The 24,675-nt window shown below is 38.7% G+C and carries 15 protein-coding genes; 10 read left to right on the top strand and 5 right to left on the bottom strand.

The window, feature by feature from the left end; translation table 11 throughout:
• From U9S71_RS11340 to U9S71_RS11325, 4 genes are all read right to left on the bottom strand, one after another.
• Positions 1-2,070: a type IA DNA topoisomerase gene (locus U9S71_RS11340; RefSeq protein WP_326327572.1), complete on the bottom strand. Its 2,070-nt coding sequence runs from the start codon at positions 2,068-2,070 to the stop codon at positions 1-3.
• Between the two features lie 20 nt (positions 2,071-2,090).
• The gene (locus U9S71_RS11335) at positions 2,091-3,539 is read right to left on the bottom strand and encodes a DUF3945 domain-containing protein (protein ID WP_326327571.1); all 1,449 of its coding nucleotides are present in this window, start codon (positions 3,537-3,539) and stop codon (positions 2,091-2,093) included.
• 96 nt (positions 3,540-3,635) lie between these two features.
• The gene (locus tag U9S71_RS11330; RefSeq protein WP_326327570.1) at positions 3,636-3,935 is read right to left on the bottom strand and encodes a helix-turn-helix domain-containing protein; all 300 of its coding nucleotides are present in this window, start codon (positions 3,933-3,935) and stop codon (positions 3,636-3,638) included.
• A 484-nt stretch (positions 3,936-4,419) separates the two neighbouring features.
• Positions 4,420-7,515, bottom strand: a complete 3,096-nt coding sequence (locus tag U9S71_RS11325) for a BamA/TamA family outer membrane protein (protein WP_326327569.1) — start codon at positions 7,513-7,515, stop codon at positions 4,420-4,422.
• Positions 7,516-7,582: 67 nt separating this feature from the next.
• Between U9S71_RS11325 and U9S71_RS11320 the strand changes: the two genes are divergently transcribed.
• The 7 genes from U9S71_RS11320 (at position 7,583) to U9S71_RS11290 (ending at position 20,413) form a co-directional block, all read left to right on the top strand.
• A complete protein-coding gene (locus U9S71_RS11320) occupies positions 7,583-8,491 on the top strand; it encodes a hypothetical protein (RefSeq protein WP_326327567.1) in 909 nt (302 codons plus the stop codon).
• A 156-nt stretch (positions 8,492-8,647) separates the two neighbouring features.
• On the top strand, positions 8,648-10,129 hold the full coding sequence (locus tag U9S71_RS11315) for a hypothetical protein (RefSeq protein ID WP_326327566.1): 1,482 nt from the start codon (positions 8,648-8,650) through the stop codon (positions 10,127-10,129).
• Between the two features lie 3 nt (positions 10,130-10,132).
• Entirely contained in the window at positions 10,133-13,492 is a 3,360-nt protein-coding gene (locus U9S71_RS11310; RefSeq protein ID WP_326327564.1) for a hypothetical protein, read from the top strand.
• Between the two features lie 11 nt (positions 13,493-13,503).
• Positions 13,504-17,784 carry an RHS repeat-associated core domain-containing protein gene (locus U9S71_RS11305; RefSeq protein WP_326327563.1) on the top strand — a complete coding sequence of 1,427 codons (4,281 nt, stop codon included), beginning with the start codon at positions 13,504-13,506 and terminating at the stop codon, positions 17,782-17,784.
• Between the two features lie 6 nt (positions 17,785-17,790).
• Positions 17,791-18,891, top strand: a complete 1,101-nt coding sequence (locus U9S71_RS11300) for a hypothetical protein (protein ID WP_326327561.1) — start codon at positions 17,791-17,793, stop codon at positions 18,889-18,891.
• Positions 18,892-19,150: 259 nt separating this feature from the next.
• Positions 19,151-19,732: a hypothetical protein gene (locus U9S71_RS11295; RefSeq protein WP_326327559.1), complete on the top strand. Its 582-nt coding sequence runs from the start codon at positions 19,151-19,153 to the stop codon at positions 19,730-19,732.
• A 21-nt stretch (positions 19,733-19,753) separates the two neighbouring features.
• The gene (locus tag U9S71_RS11290) at positions 19,754-20,413 is read left to right on the top strand and encodes an IS1 family transposase (protein ID WP_326327558.1); all 660 of its coding nucleotides are present in this window, start codon (positions 19,754-19,756) and stop codon (positions 20,411-20,413) included.
• Between the two features lie 1,052 nt (positions 20,414-21,465).
• On the opposite strand, the gene U9S71_RS11285 is transcribed toward U9S71_RS11290, so the two are convergent.
• On the bottom strand, positions 21,466-22,266 hold the full coding sequence (locus U9S71_RS11285) for a LytR/AlgR family response regulator transcription factor (RefSeq protein ID WP_326327556.1): 801 nt from the start codon (positions 22,264-22,266) through the stop codon (positions 21,466-21,468).
• 90 nt (positions 22,267-22,356) lie between these two features.
• Here U9S71_RS11285 and U9S71_RS11280 point away from each other — a divergent pair, with 90 nt between their 5' ends.
• From U9S71_RS11280 to U9S71_RS11270, 3 genes are all read left to right on the top strand, one after another.
• Positions 22,357-22,761 (top strand): hypothetical protein, encoded by a 405-nt coding sequence (locus U9S71_RS11280; RefSeq protein WP_326327554.1) that lies wholly within the window; start codon positions 22,357-22,359, stop codon positions 22,759-22,761.
• A gap of 11 nt (positions 22,762-22,772) precedes the next feature.
• Positions 22,773-23,369 carry an RNA polymerase sigma factor gene (locus U9S71_RS11275; protein ID WP_326327552.1) on the top strand — a complete coding sequence of 199 codons (597 nt, stop codon included), beginning with the start codon at positions 22,773-22,775 and terminating at the stop codon, positions 23,367-23,369.
• A 96-nt stretch (positions 23,370-23,465) separates the two neighbouring features.
• Positions 23,466-24,629 (top strand): FecR family protein, encoded by a 1,164-nt coding sequence (locus tag U9S71_RS11270; RefSeq protein ID WP_326327551.1) that lies wholly within the window; start codon positions 23,466-23,468, stop codon positions 24,627-24,629.
• Positions 24,630-24,675 lie beyond the last annotated feature (46 nt).

Below are 24,675 nucleotides of genomic sequence, written 5' to 3'. Positions count from 1 at the left end.
TTAGCTTCCTCCAAACTCAAAACAGCTTTTTCCCTGCTCGTTCAATACGATGAAAGCATCGAATTTCTTACCTCCCTTGCTTTTCATTCCTTTGATAAGGGAAGTCCTGCCCTTATGGACGAGGTTGGTAATATCCGCCATGCTGATCTGTACCCCGCACACATAACGGAACTGTACCCAACCGCAATTTTCACCGGGGCATTTGACGAGCCTGTCACGGATAACCAGTGCTTGGTTTTTGCATTTGGGGCAGCGCAGTTCCGGCAGGTTGTTTTGGGCAACGGAAGATTGCAGCAGTTCATGGGTAATGGTTTTCGCATAGGCTTCTATTTTCTTTTGAAACATGCTTGCATCTATTTCCTTGTTTTCGATTTGCTGCAAGGCTAACTCCCATTCCGCGGTCATCGCCACGTCCGCTATTTTCTTCTCTTTGACGAGCTCATATACCTGCCATCCTTTTTCGGTCGGGATGATGGATTTCTTTTCCTTTTGAATATAGTTACGGGTAAATAAGGTTTCAATGATGGCAGCCCTTGTAGCGGGTGTGCCAATGCCGATACCTTGAAGAACTTTACGTTCATCCTCATTTTCGCTTTCCTTCCCGGCATGTTCCATTACCGAGAGCAACCCGGCTTCCGTATAAAGTACCGGCGGTTTGGTTGCCTTTTCCAAAACGGAGGCTTCTTTTATTTTCAGTTCATCCCCGGTCTGCAACTCCGGCAAGGCTTGTAACGGTGCGGTGTGGTCATCCATGAAATTACCTTTGATGGCACGCCAGCCGGCTTCCAATACATTACAGCCTTTCAAATTAAAATCATAGTCAGAGGCAGTCAATGCAATATCCGTTACCTCTTTGATACACACCCCGGAAATAGCTTCCAGCAGGTGGAAGGCGATCATGTCATAGACCTTGTTTTCATCCGCAGGAAGCGCAGAGGGGATTTTATCGGTAATCAGCAAACCGTGGTGGTCGGTAACCCGCAAATCATTTACAATCCTTTTGTTGAAACGGCCCCATCTTATATGGGATAATGCCTGTTTGAAATTGTCCCTGTTTTGCAATGCCCTGACGAGGTGGGGGATTTCAGGCCATAAATCTTCGGGGATATATTTGCTTCCCGTCCGCGGGTAGGTGATAAATTTCTTTTCATAGAGGCTTTGGGCGATGTTAAGGGTTTGCTGCGCTGACAGGTTCAGTTTTTTGTTGGCTTCTTTCTGCAAGCCCGTGAGGTCAAAGAGCAGGGGCGGCTGCTCTGTGATATGCTTGCTTTCCACAGATACCACCGTAGCGTGCCCCTGCCTTTGAAGGACCTTTAAAGTGTCTTCCGCCAGCTTCCGGTCTTCCCATTTAATCTCCGAGATGCTCTTGAAGTCCACATCCTCTTTATGGTGCAATAGCTGAACCTGCCAATACTTTTTAGACTGAAAATTTTTGTTTTCGAGACAGCGTTTGCAGACCAATGCAAGGGTGGGCGTTTGCACCCTGCCTAATGAATATATGCCATTGCCTGCCACAATGCTTAATGCCTGCGTGGCATTGATGCCTATCAGCCAGTCGGCACGGCTCCTGCTTTGTGCGGCTTGGAACAGCCCTTCAAATTCCTTCCCGTCTTTCAGGCTTTCAAAACCACGTTTAAGCGCTTTCTCGGTGAGTGAGCTGATCCAAAGCCGTTGAAAAGGTTTTTCGCATTTTAGGTATTGGTAGATATACCTAAAGATAAGCTCACCCTCCCGTCCCGCATCGGTGGCAACGATGATGCTGTCGCATCTGCCGATGACCTGTCCGATGATCTTCAACTGTTTCAATGCGCCATTGTCAGCGACATAGGTTTTGTTCTTTTTAGTTTTCCGTACGGTAAGTAAAAAAGGTTCGGGCAATAGAGGCAGGGCTTCCTGTTGAAAGCCCGATATACCGTAGTCTTCGGGCATTGCCAACCCGACTAAATGACCCAATGCCCAAGTAACTTCATAGCCGTTCCCCGTCAGATAACCCTCCCGCTTTTCGGTCGCTCCCAACAGGGCAGCTATTTCCCTTGCAACACTCGGCTTTTCTGCAATGATTGCTTTCATAATAGCTTCTGTTTTAATGATTACCGCCTAACCCCTTTGGATTTAGCCGGAGCTTTGGGCTTGTTCTGCTCCTGTTGTTGCCCGTTTTTCGGCTCTTGCTGCCCGGGCTTGAGCGGCTCTTTGATTTTTTTGGTGGCTTCGTTCGTTTTTCCCTCTGTATTGACCGCTGTATGGGTCTTATGTCCTTCGGCAGGTTTTACTCGCTCCTTATATTGGCTGGGGAACTCGAAGCCGGTTTTACCTGTTTCCTTGTTGAACGTGATATAACCATTATACGTCTGTCCTTTTTTATCTACCAAGCCGGGCACATAAACAGTTTGGCCATCTTTGAAATCTTTGTACTGTTCATCGGTCAGCTCTTTTCCCCGGAATGTTTTCGGGGCTTCCCCGGACTCACCCTGAGAAATGCCCTGCCGGTTGTTTAGGGAGGGCAGCTTGCTTCTGTCAAACAGGAACTCCACATAGCGTTTGTCGGCATTGAACTGTACTGTGGCATCGAAAGGGGTTCCCTTTTTGGAGATCATACCTTCCAGATACAGCGGTTGCCCTTCTTGCAGGGTTTGCTTTTGTTGCTCATCCAGCTGTAGGCCTTTTATCTCATCGGGGATTTTTATATAATCGGCACGCAGGGCAACCAGTTCATTGGTCAGCCTGTCCACGCTGATAATGGACGGGATTATTTCATCTGTCTTGGGATTTTTCAAATGGACGACCCGCCCCATATTTCCGGTAGTACGTAAGTTTTCTTTATCCTCTTTGCTGAACGCATGGCCGAAGAAGGGGAAATTCAAATTGGGTTCCTTACGGATACCGTGGATGGCTGCTACGACGGTGCCATCCTGGGCTGATTGTAAGGACAGCCGGGCATCGGTGCGGACAACAGCACCGCCAAGATTTAGGCTTATGGGTACTAACTCGTTGGTTTTGTATCCTTTTAATAAAGGTTCCAGCAGATTCCTTTTTTCGAGGTTTTCCCTGCTTAATCCGAGGTTGTCCATGGTTTCCCAATCAATCTGTTCCGGCCGGTAGCGGTATTCCCCGGCTTCCGGTGTAGTGGATGTTGTTGTCCTATCCTTTTGGTTTTCTTGTTTTTGCGCTTTTTCCGGTTCCGCTTTCACTTCATGTTTTTTCATTTCTTTTTCACCTTCGGGGGTAGGGCTATCTACCTGCTGCTGGAATGCCTTTGCTTTTTCAATGGCTTTTCCAGCCGGTACGCTGAAGAATGAAAAACGGGTGGGGTCTTTTAGCTGCCTCCAGAAATTGGAAAAGAAGTTGGATACAAAATCACCCTGCCTGTCTATTTGCATAAACCGGCTTTGGTTTCTTTTGGTGGGCGTGACCGTTTCCATGTTGCCGTTTTCATCCATGTTTTCAACGGCACGGATTTTCTTTTTTTCTTTATCCAGCACCAGCAGTATATCCGATAACTGACCCCGGTCTTCCTGTGTTTTTAAATTTTCCTCGTTCATGATTAAAATATTTTAATGTTCAATGCCGAAACTAAGGGAAGCATTTACTGCATACTGTCAATTGGCTGCCAAAGGCTGCATTTGGCGCTCATTGGCTTATTTTTTAGTTGCCGGCGGATTATTAAAGCTGTCCCTGATGAATTGGTGTACGTCAGAGAGTTTGTAGTACAGTTTCCCGCTGATGGTGTAGTATGGCAGCCTGCCGATGGAGCGATAGCGTTGCAGGGAGCGGTTGCTGATTTTGAGCATTTGCAGTAAATCCTGATTGTCGAGCAGCTCCTCGCCGTCTATGCTGTTACGGCTTTTTTGCAGGCCGTCGATATGGTCGCTCAGCATATCCAAGCGGTCCATGATGCGTTCCATCCATGCTAAAAATTCCATTCTGTCAATATTCATAACCCATGTTTTTAAGATGTCGTCATTTGATGGGAACAAAAATGCAATGGGATAAAGCCGGTTTTTGACACCGGGATGGTAGTACCAATTATTATCTTGGTGAATATGCCCGAATAAGAGTTGAGGGAAGATTCGACAGGAAGCTCTGTGCCGTTACCTGAAAAAATAAAATGCCGGATGTGGAAACACCCGGCATAAACAAAAATGGTTGTTTTGATTACCCGACATCCGAAGCTATACGCTTCGGAATGTATTAGGGGTTGAAGATACCAAATTTTACCCGTAAATTTACAACAAGAAAGAACCGAAAGGAGGATTACAGCGTATAGCTGTGGTTTTTTTGGTAAGGAATCCCCCCTCTATTCTTAGAAGGGGGTTTTTGTAGGTATCAATTTTAAATGTTTTCCTGAAAAAGGAACATCATACTGAAACAAAGGCTATATATCTTCTCATAGAACAACTACGAGTCTGAAATTTTTTGACTTTAATCTATTCCCAAGCTCAAATACCAAGTAATATTCTTCTGTTGGCGATTAGGCAGGGCAGCATCCACCCGGATAGGATAGCCAGCCAATAAAGTTCTGATGCTAAACCCATAAGAAACCGCAGAAGAACCTGAAGAGCGCCATGTTTCCCTGGCATAAGCTACATCCGTAAACAAACCAACCTGTAAATGATTGATAGCAGAAAAATTAGTTTCAATAGGAATTAAAGATTGGAAAAAAGGGAAATATACATCAATATTCATCAAAGCATACTGATTGCCACGAACAGCATTTTGATAAAAACCACGCAATGGTGTTACCAAAGACTGAAAAGCATAAGGGGCATCTTGCGCAAAATGAACACTGGTATCTGTTTTAACCGTTAGGTTATTATCAACCCCTCCTATGTTGTATAACACTTTACTCCTGCCACCACTATACCCTGCTTGCAGACGAGCCACGGCTGTGATGTGCCGATACAAAGATTGATGGTATTCGATAGAAGTACTTATATCATATAGACTCTCATTGGTAATACCTTGTAATCCTGCAAATACATTCAAAGCGACACAGGTACTAAAGCCATTGTATAACATCGGTAAGGTAGGTTTCAAATTTTGATACTGCCAGGCAAGGGTATTGATAGACCAAAGACTATTCAAATCTTTAAACCGTAAACTATAATCTTCCGTAGCTAAAAAAACCGTCCTGTCTTTGCGTAATCCGGTGGTAAAAGAAAGATAACTGTAGTAACTCACCGGACGTTTGATAGACAACTCGTAATAATGCGTTTTTACTTTGGCATTATTGGGATAAGAACGACCGTTTTCATCCTCCCAGTTTCTCCGGGGATCAGGTTGCAGGCTTTCTACTTTTCTAAAATACTGTACGCCCCAATCCCATAATTTTTTAGTGCTCTCATAACGAACAAAAAAATCACTGCCTTCTTTCCCGGCAGGTAAGCGGTAACCGATATTGAAATGATGGTTTTCAAATAAGTCAGTAAACCCTCCCTGCATCATAGCCCCTACATCCGGGAATTTAAACTGCCCCTGATAGTTTTGATAAGGTTGGTAGCGGTTGATAAAGTAATCATTATTAACCCTTGCCGTAAAATAAGCACTATGCAACTGTAAGATATAAGGCTTTATTTTTTCGGTCGTGTATAGCAAGGATTGATAAATACTATCTCTTCTTTGCCTTGATAATGCTTTGCTGTTTTTGCCTTTCAAAACACCTTCCAAAAATCCAGGCTCTGAGTTGGCTTTTGCGACTTGTAAAATGCTGTCCTCTTTGGCTCTTAATGCCGCATCTGCCTGATAGTCTTTCAACCATGGACTCATGTTGTCGGAAGGTGGAACTTGGGATTGCATCCATGTAGTAACAGGGATAGTATTAATAAAAATACTGTCTGCCGTAGCCTTGTAAAAAGCTATATCATTGTGATGGTTATATAGACTGTAAGGTCGGTAAGCGGACAAGGTCGTAACGCTATTGTTCTTGGTAATAGCAAAACGTTCTTCTCCTTCACGGGTATGTGTAGCCAATATGCTGCCGTCTGAAAGATAGGCAGATTTATCCCATATGATGTAGGGGAGCGTATCACTCACGACAGGTTGTTTGTCATCCACCTGAAAAATACCTTGCACCCAGTAAGTACTATCTGTCTTATCATGGATAATTTTTCTTTTTAGCTCCTGTTTGGAGATATAAGCAATAGGGTAAGTTTTGTTTGATGTGGGTTGGCTATCATCATAATCATCATTGGTGATTCCCTTATAACGATCCCTGCGATAATCATAAGTGATAAAATCACTGTTGCCTTGCTTGAAAGCTGATAATAAATAATAAGGATTGGTATAGGCTTCAATAGATGTTACGCCATCTAATTTATACAAATTTCTTTCTTGAAGAGTTTTACCATTCGCATTATAAAGCTGTAGAAAAAGACTCCCTTTTTTAGGATAAAGAATGATTAACTTGTTTGCATCGTCTTCCCAACTGATGAGCGGATAAACATTTTTACTGTAATCCTTCATCCAAGGCGGTAAAGGATAGCTGCATAGTTTGATGTTTTTTCCGGTAGTAGTTTGATAGATATAAACGCTTCTTTTCTGGCGGGTATATAAAATGTAAGCAATGAATGTACCGTCATTAGAGAACTGTACATTTTTTACAATACCCTTAGGGTGTGAAAATTTCAAAGTAAAACTATCGGCCGTAGTACCAATATCATTTTTCCATCCGGTTTGAGCCTTTACTTGTTCTTTTTTAATTTGAAAGCGTTTTTGGTAAAAATCTAAGCAACCAATCAACACACTATCCAAACCCTTTTTCGTCACCAACCTTAAAGCCCTTCTCAGGTCTTTTTTCTTTCTAAGCTGTGTATATAGCTGTCTGACGGCCTGAGGATAGTAAACCCTGTTGATGTAATAGCAGAATGCAGCACCGGATAATACAGGTTGGTAATAAGTGACTTCCTGCCATGTAACAAAATGTTCTTTTTCAAAACTTCTTTTCAGCTCATCTTCCTGGTGTATCGCCCATCCGTCTGCTACGTATCGTATCCATCCTTCTTTAAACCAATTTGGTATTTTGTCATTGACAATGCCGCCTTTCAATTGCTCCGGCAAACCATTATTAAAAGTTTCTTCCCAGATTGTTCTTGCCATTGCCTGATGTAATTGAGATAGCAAGGCTTCCCGGTTCCCGTTATAAGCCAGAACTATTCTATTGCCTTTCAATACGACGGTAGGAAAATACTGGTCTATCGGCTCAAAACTCCCAATGTTGGTTTCATATAATTGGTCGATAGAAGGATAGAGAATAATATGGGGTGTCTTATCTAAAGAACCTCCGGTGCGTTTTTTAAGTAATGCAGCAGCACTCAAATAGTTTTTAGCTATGAAAGCACAAAGGCTGTCATATCCTTTGGGATAGTAAAGATGGAAAGATGTAGTATGAAACGTCTGCCATTGGTATTTATGATATTGAAGCCTTTGATAAGGTTGTTGGAGTGTTTGCGCACGGCAAGACCTTGTATCTGAACAGGATAATATCAATATAGCAACGATATATAAAACAGGGAATCTCAACAATCGGTTTATTGTATCTTGCACAAGATAACAGTCAGCTTCCTGCTACCCAAAACTTTTTTATCCCATGCGCCGGATTACCATATCTTGTTTCCTTTTATTGTTTGTGCTTTACACCTCTATATCCATAGCGCAGGAAGCAAAGGATGTATGGGATGTAGCCAATAAAGCTAAAGAGAGGGTTTCCCAACAATCCCATAAAAAAATAAACACCTTCAAAACATGGAAACAGCATTTACAGGATTGGGGCAAAGACAGCAACTATAATCATGCATTATTTATAGGAGGAAGGTTATACAGCAATGGATGGGGAGGAGGATTCATCTATCAACAGCCGAAAAAAACATCTTATCGGAGATACAGCCGTTCTTTAGCTGGGCGGTCCTACTATTACAGGTTCAGTTTTGCAGAGGTAAAACATGATAAGCAGATCAAACAACAACAGAACAATACAGTTTATCCCGAACTGGGCAACGCAAGACCTTTTGTATACGGAAAAATTAATAATCTTTACTTGCTCCAACTGGGCTATGGCAGAGAGCAACTCATATTCCCGGGTATCATAGAAGGCAATATTGCAGTTAGTTTACAATACGGTGCAGGCTTTTCTTTGGCTTTGCTCAAACCTTATTATATCAAACTGCTTCAAGTAGATTATACTCCTGATCCGGTAGCAGCTACTGCTGACAAAAGTTATTTCACTACTAATACTGACAGTTTCTTAAACCGCAATTACATTTTCGGTGGCTCAAAATGGAGCAAAGGCTTAAATGAAATTAACTATGTTCCGGGCATCTATGGTGAACTGGCATTTATCATAGAACCTGCGAAAGCTAAAACTTTTGTACAGCGTGTGGCCATCGGTGGGCAGCTTTCTGCTTACAGTAAATCATTATCTATCATGGCGGCGCAGCCATCCCATCCTTATCAAGCAGCTTTTTTTGTTGGATTGTATTTGGGGAAAAGCTGGAAATAAACACCTTAAATAAGACTTTATAATTTAATATCACAGTACGCTCATCCCCTTTAAAATCAATGGTTAGGAGAGATTGTGGATAAAATATTAACAAAATTTTTCTTCAAAATGCAGAATTTTAACTAACGATTAATATATTTACACCTTCTTAATATCATGAAACCGACCCTCTATCTGATATTATTCCTAACCACTCTATCATGCTACGCTCAAGAAGAGACAGCAAGAACGGTTTCGTATGGGAAGCATTATATAGAGATCAATACAAAAAAGTTAGACCGATATTATCATAGAATATCCAAAGAACAATCCAAACTCCTAAAAAAACTTTCTAAAAAAGAAACCAAGATGCTAAAGCATCTGAAGCGTAATGATAGTGTTGCTTATGTACGAATGCAGCAACAACGCATCAGTTATGATTCGCTTGTTCATAGTCTTAATGCCGATAGTGCAACTAAACTTGCCAAAACAAGAATGCAAACCAACCGAGTGGTGGACAGCCTGAAAAAAATACAAGGTTTTATATCCAAACAAGCATCTGCCTTATCCGCTTCACAAGGCAGTTTACCTACAGAACATGGTAACATAGATAAACTCAATCGGTTGGAAACCAACCTCAATTACCAGCAATATATTCAAAAGCAGATTGACCAAAAAGCAAAAGAGCTGACCCGTATAGGTGGTGATAGCAAATGGTCAAAAGGAATACAGAAAGATATTTTTTATTCGAAAGCTAAAATGAAATCATGGAAGCAGTTGGCAGATGACCCCGATAAAGCAGAAGAAAAAGCATTGGAATGGCTACAGGGCACAGAAGGTTTTGACCAAGCCTTTCAACAAAATAAAAGCCCCATGCAATCCGCTACCAGTGTAGAAGATTTAGAACGAATGGGTTTTCAAACAAAAAGACAAGTGAACAAACACCTGCAACAAAAGTTTGGTGATAACCTGAGTAAACTCCAAGAGAATATGGGTAGTCAGGTCAAAGACTGGCAAACATCGGTAACAGGATTAGGAGATAAAACAGGTAATATCAAGCAAACGGTGAATGAAGTGAAAGAAACGAAAAACTCCTTACAGAAAACTAAAGCAGAACTACAACAATCTCCTTTCCGCGTCAATCCTATGAAAGGTTTACCCTTCAGGCAGCGGTGGGTAAAAAGTTATACTTATCAAACTCGCAGGGCTACCCCTAATGGTTCACAACCTGCTGTGCTAGAGCTGGCAGTCATGACAGGTTACAAGCATTCGCCCCGTTTGACATCAGGTATTGGGATAGCAGCTAATATCGGTTTAGGACAGGATTGGAATAACATTAATATCAGTTTGCAGGGTATCGGATTCAGAACTTTTATCCAATGGGAATGGAAGTTTGGTGTGGGTGCCTATGCAGGTTATGAAAGGCTATACCGCCGAGTGGGCAACTGGAATATGAACCCTGAACAGGAAACGATTCAATTACAACCAACTCCCCATCATAATGATCGATACAGCGAAGCTGTACTTATAGGACTTACCAAACAATACCGTCTCAACAGTAAATGGAACGGTGCTGTGCAGGTATTATATGATGTGTGGTGGCAGGATAAAGGAGCGAGAAGCCCGTTTATTTTAAGATTTGTAACAAGTAAAATGTAAAAAATGAAGAAAATCACAGCCATATGGTTAAGTTTAGTTCTTAATGTTGGAATTATGTCTAAAACATTTTCGCAAGAATATTGGAATAATTACCAAAATGAAAAAACATATGCTGAAAATCAGACACGACAAATTCTTCAAAAGGATTTATTCACAGGTACGGCTAATGTAAACATTCCTATATATGATTATAACGTTAATGGCATAGATTTGGGGGTAAGAATCATATACAATACCTCAGGAATACTAGTAGATAGGCTATCAAGCCCAATAGGTATGGGGTGGGAACTATTTTGTGGAGCGAGGATTGATAGAGAAATTCGAGGAATACAAGATGAAAAGTTTCATACTTATAAAGTATGGGCAGGTTATGTTAATGGTAATATCTATAAAGATATCAAATACAGAGGCTTTTGGCATCCTACAGATGCTAATATTACTCATAATGATTTCGAGCCTGATTTATTTCATTTAAATCTTGGAGGTAAGCCAATTACATTCATGTTTTCTAGAACAGGGGAACTATTAACAATCCCTAATAATAGTAATTTTAATATTCAAAGAATATTTAATGGAATTCCGATCTATGGACAAATTCCAAACAACAATACAGATGTAAATAATTTACTATTTGTGGTAACTGATGAGAATCATAATAAATTTTATTTTAGTTCATCTCAACATGATGAAGGTAGTACATATCATGCTAATACTAATACTTATACGTATTCGAATCGTACGGTAATAAGCTCTTGGTTACTTGATAAGGTAGTTACATATGAGGGAAAAGAGATAAATTTTACTTATGACATAATACACATAGCTACTGGAGAGGAGTTAAGTAATAGTCAAACTTTTCAAACTAAAAATAATAATTATGGAGAAAGCTTTTCAATGATTCAATATGGACCTACTCGTTATAGCCAATTGAAAAAAATAGAATACCCCAATAATATTAACGTTGAATTTCAGTATGAAAACACAGATCGTTTAGATGCCAAAAGTAAAAGATTGATAAGTATTAAAGTAAATGAAAAGTGTTGTAATGGACAAAACTATGTTTATCATTTCAATCAAAGTTACATGATGGCATCGCCTTCTTCACAATTACAGTCACAGTCAGGAAACAGTTTTGAGGTTCCTTGTATATTAAATTATAATGGTCCAGTAACCTTTCAAAAACATCAAGCAAGGCTTTTTTTAATGTCTATTGATTTGCAAAGAAATAATCAAACGAAAAAATATTATTCCTTTGAATATGATCCTCGTTGTTTACCTGAAAGATTATATGGAGGAAGAGATAGGTTTGGGTATGCAAACAATTCTAAGGCAGGTGATTATCATAACATCCATAATAGTCAAAATTACTCATTATTGACAATACCCAAGGCAATTTTTACAACTGGGACGTACCCAAATACAAATGAGTATTTTGGGGCTGATGATATGCCTAATTTTACAGGTTTATATGCTGCTGCCGGTAGTTTGACAAAAATAAAAAATTCAACAGGCGGTCAAATAAGTTTTTCTTACAAATCTCCGCTTGCTAGTGGTATAATAACAAGTGGTTTGATACTAGATCATATTGAATATTACGATGGATATAATCATGATAATGATGTTACGTCAGAGTATAGCTATACAAATGCCGAACACTTTGTCAATGAGGGTTATGCTAGCAGGCCTTTTTCTACGATTGACTATAACCATACTCAACAAACTTGGACATTATATTTTAATCATGCCAATTTACTTAATACAGGGTTAAATGGATCTAGATACGGCTTTTTAGGAGTAGAAGAAATTAATAAAGACAGAAATGGAATATTGCTCAACTCAATAAAATACAAATTTTCCGGAATTTACGGAGATTTAAATGCAGACATTGGTCATAATACTTATAATCCACCTTTCCCATTATCAACACATCCAGATTACAATAAACCATATGGAGTTGCACCATATACAAATAAACAATACATAAGAAGCTGGGGAATTGGTTTGCCTACACAAATAGAATTTTACAATCAGTCTAGTTCTCTAATTAAGATAGTTGAGAATAAATATATCATAACTAGCAATTATCTACAAACTCAGGATTGGGAGGGAGAACATTCTTTACGCACTCAAAGAGATGTTAACGACGAGCATAACACAAGTTGGATACGAGACGTTTATTATCCATTTACTGGGAAAGCGGTTCTTACCTCAAAGACAGAAAAAAACTATGTAAGTCCTACTGATTATAATACAATTACTACACAATATGAAAGTGATAAATTTGGTAATGTAATTATTGAAAAGGTTGATAATTCTAAAATTGAGCAATTGGAATCTCTTAATGTTTATTCCTATTTTGCTTTACATCAAAATTCGGGTGCTGCTGCTAATAAGTTAGCATCTGAAGGCATTAGAAAAGTCCTATATAAACAAAAGGAAAAGGATGGTAAACTTTTAGACATAACTCCAATAGGATACTCTGTGGTATCAGGAAATATTATTAGACCAAAATATTTTTATGCTCTTAAAAAAAATTCACTCTTATCGCCCATAAACCCATACAGCTTTAGCATGTACAGTATCCCTCACTACCCGACTAATGGCAATCTCAATAATTTAGCTAATCTCATGTCTCAAGGCTTGAGCGTTCCTAATTTTGAATTAAAATCAACTATTACCAAGTTTGATAGTAGAGGGTTTGCTTTAGAGCAAACAGATAGAACAGGGACTAAGGTTAATGCAAGTATTTGGGATAATATCAGGGAAATATCAATCGCAGAAGCTGTTAATGCAAAACATGAGGAAGTAGCTTATTGCGGATTTGAGTCAATTTATCAAAATACACCTGACCATAATAAAGGAAATTGGGAATTTAACATAGGACATATTAATTCTGCTAATTATTTTTTAGGCAGATATTCTTACCACATCTTTAATGGTAATGGTATTTGGACGACCCAGAACCTGCAACTTGGAAAAAAATATATTGTTTCATATTGGGCTAAACAGGGAGGAACAATTGACGTAAATGATGGGATTGATCCTATACCTAATTCTCAATCTACAAAACAGCTCATAAAAACATACAATGGTTGGTCCTTGTATAGGTGTGAATTTGTTGCTAAAGCCACAAATATAGGGATGTGGGGAGATGGATATGTAGATGAATTGCGCGTATACCCAGCAGATGCTCAGATGACAAATTTGAATTATTTACCACTAGTTGGCAAAACTTCTGAAGTTGATATAAATGACAGAATTACATTCTATGAATATGATGCTTTTGGTAACTTAAGTATTGTCAGAGATGACGATGGAAATATTATCAGCAAAACAGAAACTATAATTCAAGGTAACGACTAAAAAAACTATTTATGAAAAACATTAACTACATATACATAATTGTATTATTGCAATTACTATCAACTTCAGTAGTTGGCCAAAATCGTCAAAATTTACCCGTTCAAGGAAGTAATAGCATTGTTGACAATACTATTTCAGGCAACATCACTTCACAGACGCTTCCTTCAGCATATAACGCTAACGGGAATACTGCTCCAACTCTATTTAATTATACGAGAACGTATGAGCCTTTGACTCCAAATAATAATACTGCAAGCATAAACGTAAACTCACATCCTACCTTAGTAAATCTATCTACTGACTACAAAGATGGATGGGGTCGAACTATGGAAAAGGTTCATCGTAACAAAACAAGTTCTATGTCTCAACATCTTGTAGAGTGTTTTGATAACAGACCATCTAACTCTACTTTGGGTTTTCTCCCATATATCAGTAGTACGTTTAAGTTCCAGTTAAGCCCATATGCTAATCAGCACAATTACTACCCCGTGGAAGAAAGAGGTTCGGCTTTATCAAAAAAGATTACAACTGTAACAAAATCCGATAATACAATAGCTGACTATACCTACCTACCAGGCAAAACGTCAATAGGTCAGGATAGAGCTACAGAAATAAATTATAAATTAAATGCAAATAATGAAGTTTATAATTTGGATATGAATGAAAATACTGGCAAACCCGAAAAAGTTGGTTTTTACAACTCCTATACTCTTGACAAAAAAATTATTACAACACCTGATGGGCACTACAAAGAAGAGTTTTATGATAAAGATGAAAAATTAATTTGCATTAAAGAATTAATTGAAGGTTCAGATTATCGCCACACTTATTATGTGTATGATAATTTTGACAGGTTATCTCACATTATTTCTCCCAAAGCTTTTGATATTTTAGTTATTAATAATTGGCAATTTACAAACAGCCTAATTGAAGATTTGATGGATTATTTTGTTTATGATGATTTTGGGAAAGTTATAGAGAAACATACTTCGGGACAAATTGGAAATGAATTCTATGTATATGACAAAAAAGACAGAAAAGTACTTAGTCAAACGCCTTACCAGCGACAAAATGCTCAATGGAGTTTTACATTATATGACAAATTAGACAGGCCGACAATAACTGGATTATTAGTTAGTAATAATAGCGTTATTAACAGACAAACTTGGCAAACTTGGCTTACAACTACACCATGTCCTATAAACTCTAATTTGAATACGCCAAGTAACCTAGAATACTATATTGGATTTGATAATGGAGAAGGTAATTATCCAACTTCTTTATCACATTGTGTTATTCTGACATATACTTATTATGATGATTATGATTATGTGTCTAACATACCCTTTGATCCTACTGTTTACACTGGCTATACTACTAATAGTATATATGCTGTACAACCGACTGTAAACTATAGAACGAAAGGATACAAAACAGCTACAAAAACAAGAGTTCTTAAATCGACTGTTGCTAATCCTAGCTATTTTAATAATGTATTAGACTGGGTAACTACAGTGTATTTTTATGACAATAACGGTAGAGTTATTCAAACCAAAACACAAAACCATAGAAACGGGTGGGATATCTCAGCTACACAATATGATTTTAAAGGAAAAATCCTTAATACAATTATAAAACACAATAACCCATTAAGTTCAAAAACGAATACAAATGTTTATACTAATCATATATATAATACAGTCACTCAACAACCAACTGTTATAAGCCATAAAATTGATAACGCAAGTTTATGGAAAAATATAGCTGCATATTCATATGATGATTTAGGAAGAATATCAAGAAAATCTTTAGGCAGTATAGAAAATCAAGACTATACTTATAATGTAAGGGGAGATTTAACTGGTATAAATGCTCATTATGCGGAAGGTGCATATGCATCCAAGGTAACATTTGGAGAAGCAATAAAATATTATAATAATGCTTTCTCTGATATTTATCATGATGGAAATATTAGTGGCATCATATGGAAAGGTCCGGGCGTGAGTAAGCCTAGAGCATATGGATATGTTTACGATAAGTTAGGCAGGCTTCTTAGTGGTGATTATAGAGAATTTGGAAATACGCATTTTCCTACAGGACCCGTATGGCATAAATATGAAACTAATTTTACAGAAAATAACATAACATATGATAAGAATGGGAACATAAAAACATTAGATAGATATGGTTTAGGTTTAATTACAGGAGCTGTCCTACCTACTATTATAGATCAACTTAATTATACTTATGCAAATGGCGATGCTAGCAATAAACTTCAATTTGTAACAGACGCAATATCAGTAAATAATCAGCTTTCTGATTATGATTTTAAAGATAATAATACAACAAACGTAGATTATGTATATAACCCTAGTGGTAAAATGGAAGAAGATAAAAATAAGGGTATTGTAATCTATAATAATCACTTTAATAAGCCGGAAAGTGTGCAGTTTAATAATGGGGATTTTATACATTATGTGTATGACGCTTCAGGTAATAAACTAATGGAAATATATCAAGGTTCTAATAATGACATCTATGATTACATTGGCACGTTCACTTATAAAAATTTAGAACTTTACACCGTTGCCCATGAAGAAGGATATGCTCTAAGAAATCCTGATAATACGTTTACTTATCATTTTTTCGTAAAAGATCATTTGGGGAATGTTAGAAATATAATTACGCCCGTAGAAATGCCGATTCCTTTTGACTATTTAGCCACTCATGAAATTGCATCTGCAGGACTTGAATCGTTTTTATTTGGTAATATAGACGATGTAAGAGATGATAATCCAGATAGTCCTGATCCTGGCGATGTAATGGCTGCAAGACTTAACGCTTCTGAACAAGACCATAAAATTGGCACATCTATAGTTTTAAAAGTGATGGCAGGAGATAAAATTGGGTTATCTGCAAATAGCTACTATGAAGGAGCATTTAGTAACGAAACCGAGCCTTCTGCGGAAGATATGTTAAGTGCTATTATTTCCACTCTCTCTGAGGGGCTGGGAGGATTTGAAGGCGGAGCTGAAAATAATGGCATTGATTATGTTGAACAACTGTTTTCTACAACTAATTATGTAGACGCTTACCATAATATTCTGCATGACAACACAGACCCGAATAAACCAAAAGCTTTTTTAAACTATATTTTCTTTGATGAAAACTATCATATTGTACCTGAAGAAAGTGGTGCTATTCAAATTAGTGGTGATGCTGGCGAGTGGCAACAGTTAGGCACACAAAATCCGTTGACTGTAGGAAGAAATGGATATTTATCTGTTTACATAAGCACTCTTACATACAATCTTGATGTCTTTATGGATCAGATAAGTATATCACATTATGTGGGTCAATTAGTTGAAGAAAATCATTATTACCCTTATGGACTTACTGTAAATATTGCTTCTAACAATCCTGTAAAAAACAGATACTTGTATACCTCTGCTCAGTTAGAAAAACATAACAATTTGCATTGGTATGACTTGATGGCAAGAGAATATGACCCACAATTAGGGAGATTTACAGCTGTTGACCCTCTTGCAGATGCTAATAAGAATATTACGATATCTCCATATGCCGCAATGGCTGACAATCCAATATCTTATACCGATCAGGATGGAAGGTGTTGGCAAAAAGTAGGTGACGTATATATTCCTTGTGCTAATTTGTCTGTAGGAGCAACCACTACGGACGTTTTTGGTTATAATTGGACAATGACAAAAAACTCTGGTTGGCAATTAACAAACGGCGTAAACCCTCATATGGTGCAATATCAATATGATGATATAGAAGTAACTGGTAATGAAAATTACTATGTTGAAAGATACAAAAATCACATATCAAAATATAATACCCGTCCGCCAGATTATTATTTAGGGTATGGACATAAATATTTTAATCGTTTTAATAATGAAACTCGAGCGACGTTATCTGATGTAGGTAAAGAATGGTTGGACGAAACTGCAATATCTTTGCAAATAAAAATGAATGAAGGGATTAATGCCACTCCATCTATTCAAGGAGACAATACTGCTTTTACAAAATTTGCATATAGTACTCACGTCCCTGCATATACTGAAAGTGGGAAATTTGGGCAACTTGGAGTACCTGATTTATGGAAAATAATGCAAACCCCGGACGGGTTAGATTCATATTTCTCCTTTAAGGGTCTTCATCAAATTATTCAAATACTGCCACATATATTAAATAATCCATTTTATCCGACTCTCTATTTGAATTCACCAATAAATCCTGGAATGTTAAAGCCATGGGAAATTAAATATTAAATTACTATGAAGATAAAAACGCCTATAATATTTTTTATTATAGTTATTATACTCAGTTGTAAGCCTAATTTATCAAACTGCATTATTTATCAAACGAACATTAATATTCGGCATGAATTATTTACTCATCAGTTAACAGATGAAAACCATCATTATTTATTCGGAGTGATAGAAGTGAACAAGTTAGATTTTCGTACTAGTGAAATAACGATTCAACAAACTAACGTAGAAGATATGAGCGGCGGTTGGAGATCCATTAAAAATAGAATACCAGGGAAGTGCCAAGCTGTTTGTCAAACCAAAGAATATATATATTTGATTAGTAGACAACACTACAAAGAAAAACAATCTCTAAAGTACAGCGTGCACAAACTTTATAAAATTTCAAAGGAAAATAAAACTATAGTAAAAATACATGAATGGGATAACGGTAATGCATTTGTTAAGGATGTATTTTTTGATTCAGAAGAAAGAGGTTATGTCATTTACAGATCATCAAATATTTCAGGAGATTATCAGGTATTAAGTACGATGAATGGTGGAAAAAGTTGGACTACGCAGTATTTGAACAAATCAGTAGATGTGGTTAAATTTATGCCTGAAAAAATTTTTTTTATTTCTTCTAAAAGAAATAAAAAAACAAATTGGATTTATTCCATAACTAAAAAAAATAATGAATTAGATTCCGTTCAGGTATACATAAAAGATATAGATATTGTAGAGTTTAGTGTTGACGCAAATGGTAGTTATTGGTTATTAAGTAATGAGAATAACAAGTTTATTTTACACAACTATAAAAATGGAAAATCAAAAGAAATTGAAATATTTTCACAAAATGAAAATATTTCAATTCACAAAATGTATAAATATAATGACGCCATTGTAATTATTGCATCAGAAGTAGATCATTCTATGCATCACGGGTTCGGTGGGTCAACTCCTATAATGTACATTTCAAAAGATAATGGATTGACATGGAATAATCAGCACCTACGTAAGGCATTATACTTAGAGCCGGTTTCATTTTATAAAGACAGTCAAATTGTTGGTTATATTGGTCAAGGGAAAGTGTTGACATGTGAATTAATAAATAAAGCAGGACGATAATCTAGCAATTTGGTAATGTTCTCAACTTGTTGTTTTCTTAAAAAACCAAGATAAAAGCCAATAAAATCAATACTTCTAATAACACGAAAATTTAAAAACGCCTAATATCTTCACCTACGAAACAGGAAAACACACAGATTATGAGGCTGTAAAGCCATAAAAAGGTACATAGTGCTATCAACTTGTTGGTGACGAAAAAAATCCGTGTCCTGCACGATGTTTCCTGAAAGGAACTCGTGCAAAGCAACGCAGTAAAACTATGTCCATCCGCAAACCCCATATACACGAACAGGGACTTTACTTCATCACCTTCACCAACACCCACTGGCTTCCCCTCATACAACTCACCAACGCCTATGACCTCGTGTATAACTGGTTCGGCCATCTGCAACAACAAGGCCACCTCATCATCAGCTACGTCATCATGCCCAACCATATACACCTGCTACTCGCATACCACGGCGGAGAAAAAAGCCTCAATACACTCATCGGCAACGGCAAAAGATTCATGACTTATGAAATCATAAAAAGACTTCAAGAAACACATAACACAAACATCCTCCACCAATTACAAACAGCAGTCAACAACTCAGACATCAAACGGCAAAAGAAATATGCGGTCTTCAAAAAAAGCTTTGATGTACTGCACTGCTATTCACAGAAATTCATCCTGCAAAAAATGAACTATATCCACGCCAACCCATGCAGCAAAAAATGGATGTTGGCGGATGCGGCCATAGATTACCCACACAGTTCTGCCAAATTCTACGAAACAGGAGAACAAGGGATATACCCGGTAACATCATGGATGGATTTAGAACACTTGGATTGGTGGAAATAATGCCAAACTTGCAAGGAAAAAATGAACATCAACCCAGCTTGCAAAAACTGTAACACCCCATCCATAAAATACGGAACCATTAATAACAAACAGCGCTATCGCTGTAAACAATGCCACAAAACCTTTGTAAAAGAATACAGCTATCCTGCATATACCATTCAGAACCATCAAATAAAAACGCTGCTGGTAGAAGGTTGCGGGATGCGCAGCATTGCCAGGATACTGCATATCGCTGTCAGTACGGTGTTGAGAAGAATCATAAACTTAGCTGCTTCTATCTCCAAGCCAATATTGAGCTACCATAAAGAATATGAGATGGATGAAATGTGCACCTATATCCAAAAGAAAAACCGGCAGTATTGGATTGCTTACGCCATTAGAAAGGATACCAAAGAAGTAGCAGATTTTACAGTAGGGAAAAGAACCAATAAAACCCTTCAGCAAGTAACATCCACTTTGTTATTTGCCGAAGCAAAAAACATCCATACCGACAGGTTACCAAGCTACAACCGCCTCATACCTTCTGAAATTCATCATAATAGAAAAAACGGAACCAATCATATTGAAAGGAAAAACCTCACCTTACGAACACATTTAAAACGGCTTGGCAGAAGAACAATCTGTTTCTCTAAAACGCTCCACATGCTGATTGCATGTCTGAAACTGTATTTTTGGAGCTGAAACCAACGTTTCCAACGAGCATTATTTTAGAAGAACAAATACAAGCTATTATGTCCTGCACGATATTTCCTGAAAGGAACTCGTGCAAAGGAACGCCGCAAAACCATAGCCATCCGCAACCAACTTACCAACACCTTGCATACATACCTGTCGATATACGGCGATGAATAAAAAGGCGGTGAATACGTAAACCTTATATTTTATGTCCTGCACGATGTTTCCTGAAAGGAACTCGTGCAAAGGAACGCCGCAAAACCATGACCATCCGCAACCAACTTACCAACACCTGCATACATACCTGTCGATATACGGCGATGAATAGAAAGGCGGTGAATACGTAAACCTTATATTCACACAATTTAATAATAGGTATTTAATCTGCTGGTCAAGCCAAAGGCTGTGATAAATGAAAGTATTGGGCGGACTCACAAAAGACACCGGAGCAGGGCCATACCATGTACTTCCTAGTTGTACCCATATATAATTAGGAGCAGGAAAACCTGCGAACTTCGCATATAGCATAAAGGTGCCGCCTTGATTCCTAAAACATGCACTATCCAAAAAAGCAGTATCCTCCACTATTACACTATCATCAAAAATATAAGTGGAATCTACAACGAACCTAATAGAATCTCTTGAGACCTTATAAGAATCAACCGAAGCCCCGCCACCTTCTTTATTGCAGGCGGTAAAAATGATGAATCCTGCTATCAACAGGAAAAATGGGAAAATTTTTTTCATGGTAAGACGTTTTGTATCAACAAAATACAAATATTATCTAACAATGCAAATCCTGATGAATAGAGTTTAAAAATATTCTAATATTTGGGAGGGGAGTACAACAGATTTACAAGGAATTTCCTTAGAGCAAAAGAGCAAAATATTCAAGAAAAAGAAACTGAACAATTCAGATATTCATAAAATATGGCTATCTTCAATAACTTATTCTTTGCCGCAAATAGGCATTGGATATACGGGGCAAAAACATCATCATGTTTTATGTCGGTTGTTTCTACGGCCGGCTTTTTTATTGCACTGTGGTAAAATACACTTCACCGTTCCATCCATTCTTTAAAAGACTTCGCCCTTTTCTGGCTGATGATGACGGCTTCCTTAAATTCTGGTATGACAAATAATTGCAGCTTGCCGTAAGACAACATCTCAAAATGGCGGCAAGCTTTAAAACTTACCAGAAACCACCGGTTAGCCCGGAAAAAAAGCCGCTCATCTAATTGCTGCTGTACTTCATCCAAGGATTGGGTAATGATATAATCCGTATTGTTCACAGCCCGTACGTAATTGACCTCATCGCTGCGGAAGAAATAAGCAATCTCATCCACCGGAAGCGGGATATTCCTCGCACCGCTATTAACGATAAAAACCTCCCTCCCTGATGACTCCTTGTTGCCCACCGCACGCAGGTAGAAATAATAAACTATATAATACGCATTCAGCAATATCAACAGCAATACGATGACCGGAAAATCAAATTGCAGATAAGCCGTATCCAAAATATTTATCCCTAATACAACTCTGAAATACAATGCTGCCAATAGAAAGGCGACCACACTTACAGCTACAATGGCAAAGAGCAACTGTAACGCTGTCCGCAGCAAAGGTTTTTCCATCCAGTCATAACGTTTATCCAACCGCATCGTAATCCAGCGCACCAAAGAGATCAGGATAAAAGCAATAATAAAGCTACCCGGCAGGGAAAGATAGTATGCCCGCATGAGCAGTAATTCCGATAAGGAATATGCTTCACCAAACGTTACTATAAAATGGGCGACAAGCAATGAGATGATCAACCGGAAATAAATGTCCCTGTACCTGAATAATGGGTTACCTGACATCGCATTTTTATTTTTTTTATAAGAAATTCCACCAATTATATACAAAAATATTACATTTGTTCGATGTTATAGACAAAAAATACGACCATTATGAGCATGCAACCCTTTACTCCAGTGGGTGTAGCAAACAAAATGGCTGACCTGTATGCACTCTCTGACCCGGCACTTCTGATAGAAGCAGATGCCATCCGTGCCGATTTCAGGGATTGGGTGAGTACTAACTTTATTTTGGATGCCACCCAGCAAACCCGGCTGGCTGACCTGAATGATAAATGGGTACAGATTGCTGCCTGCCAATTGGGATTTGCCGTAGAAAACCGGCTGCCTGTTACCTTGGAAGTGGATCCACCACCTGTAGAAAATACCACATCCGGCACTTTTAAAATCATGGCAAGCAAGCTAATCGGTTTTGAGAGTAAAATCGAAAGTACGGATGATGCAGGAGGTATGAATGCAACAGGTTGGGTGCGGTTTTATACCGTCTATACACCATAGATTAAAAGGCCATGGTAACGGCAGAAGAAAAGGAATTGCTATTGAATTTACGGGACGGTAGCCACGTAGCATTTGAACACCTCTACAGTCACTACAAAGAACACGTTATCGGCCGCTTGCTCCATATATTCCGTTCGCCGGATTTAGCACAGGAAGTAGCACAGGATACTTTTGTAGCCGTGTGGGAACAAAGGGCATCCATCAATATTGACAAATCGTTCAAATCCTACTTGTTTGCCATAGCCGGCAATAAAGCGTATAACCTGTTCCGAAGAGCTGCACATGACGCAAGACTACGCACTTATTTGCAGCCCATCATGGCAGAGGGGGTAAGCCAGGTTGAAGACTATATGCTGCGAAAGGAAAACCAGCGCATATTGGAAGATTTACTGCAAAGGATGCCCGAAAAGCAACGGGAGGTTTACCGCCTTGCCAAATTGGAGGGCTTGCCCTACCAACTCATCGCTAAACGTTTGGGCATCACCCATAATACCATAAACACGCATATCAAACGCGCTACGGCGTTTCTGAAAGAACAGCTTACCAACCGGCCCGAACTCTTGGCCGTACTCCTTACCTGCGCTATCCGTATGGGTGAAACCTCTTGAAAATTTTCTCATTCATTATCAGTATTTTACTTTTTTTCTCCTATGCCTTGTCACTAATTTGCCTTTCAGGATTGAATAGTGGTAAAAGCATAGACGTTGAACGAACATCGCACCCATATCACGGAATTATTCCACAAATACCTCAACGGGGATTATACGGATCAAGAACTTCAGCAACTGTTGGATTACTTCGGTCCGGACAAACATGCCGACCAGTTGAGGGACCTCATTATGCGGGAGTTTGACCAACCTGTTCCCGTTGAGATAGACAAGATGCTCGTAAAAACCATTGCCCGGCAAGTGGATGGTCATGTGCAGAAAAGCATCCACCCTGATGAAGGCGCAAGGCGTATCAGACCTTATTATGTCTGGGCTACGGCAATAGCCGCACTCCTTATCATGGTTGTCGGCTTTTCCATCTACTCGGGTATCTGGAAATCCTCATCCCCAGCACCAATAGCCCAACAAACGGAAGACATCGGACCGGGAGGCAACCGTGCAACGCTGCGTTTTTCAAACGGCAACAGCATTCCGCTCAATGAAAACAAAGACGGCATCGTTGCAGGTAAAGAGCAATATGCTTATACGGATGGCGAAACAGTATCCGTGACACTAAAGGACATAGATTACGCCACCCTTAGCACGCCCCGAGGTGGGCAATACCAAATCACACTCCCCGATGGTTCAAAAGTCTGGCTCAATGCAGCTTCCTCATTACGGTACCCAACACGGTTCACTGGAAAGGAAAGAACGGTCGAATTAAAGGGGGAAGGATATTTTGACATAACCACCGATGAAAAACATCCCTTTATCGTGCGAACCCAAGCACAGGAAATAAAAGTATTGGGTACGGAATTCAACATCACAGCGTATGGAGATGAACAGACTACTTCCACCACGTTGGTGGAAGGATCCGTAAGCATTTCCCACACCGGAGAAGCTGGTATAACTATAATCAAACCCGGCCAGCAAGCCATTCTCAAAGACAATCGGTTAACAGTTGCCGAAGTAAGCGTACAGGATTACACCGCATGGAAAGACGGGTTTCTCGTGCTGAACAATGCCGACTTGCCTACCATTGCACGGCAGGTCGAGCGATGGTATGATGTCGAATTCATCATGAAGCCTGAACAAACCGGCAGTACACTTTCGGGGATATTACCCCGAGATGTGAATCTTTCAGAAGTGTTGACAGGGCTGGAGTTCCATACAGGGTTACGGTTCCAATTAGAAGGAAGGAGGATTATGGTCAGCAAATAATTACATCATTTGTACTGGCGAAAATAAAAATGCCGGAAGTGTTAGC

Origin of the sequence: Parapedobacter flavus (genome assembly GCF_035818675.1) — a bacterium.
Taxonomy (GTDB): Bacteria; Bacteroidota; Bacteroidia; order Sphingobacteriales; family Sphingobacteriaceae; genus Parapedobacter; species Parapedobacter flavus.
This window is presented reverse-complemented; position numbering and strand designations above follow the sequence as displayed.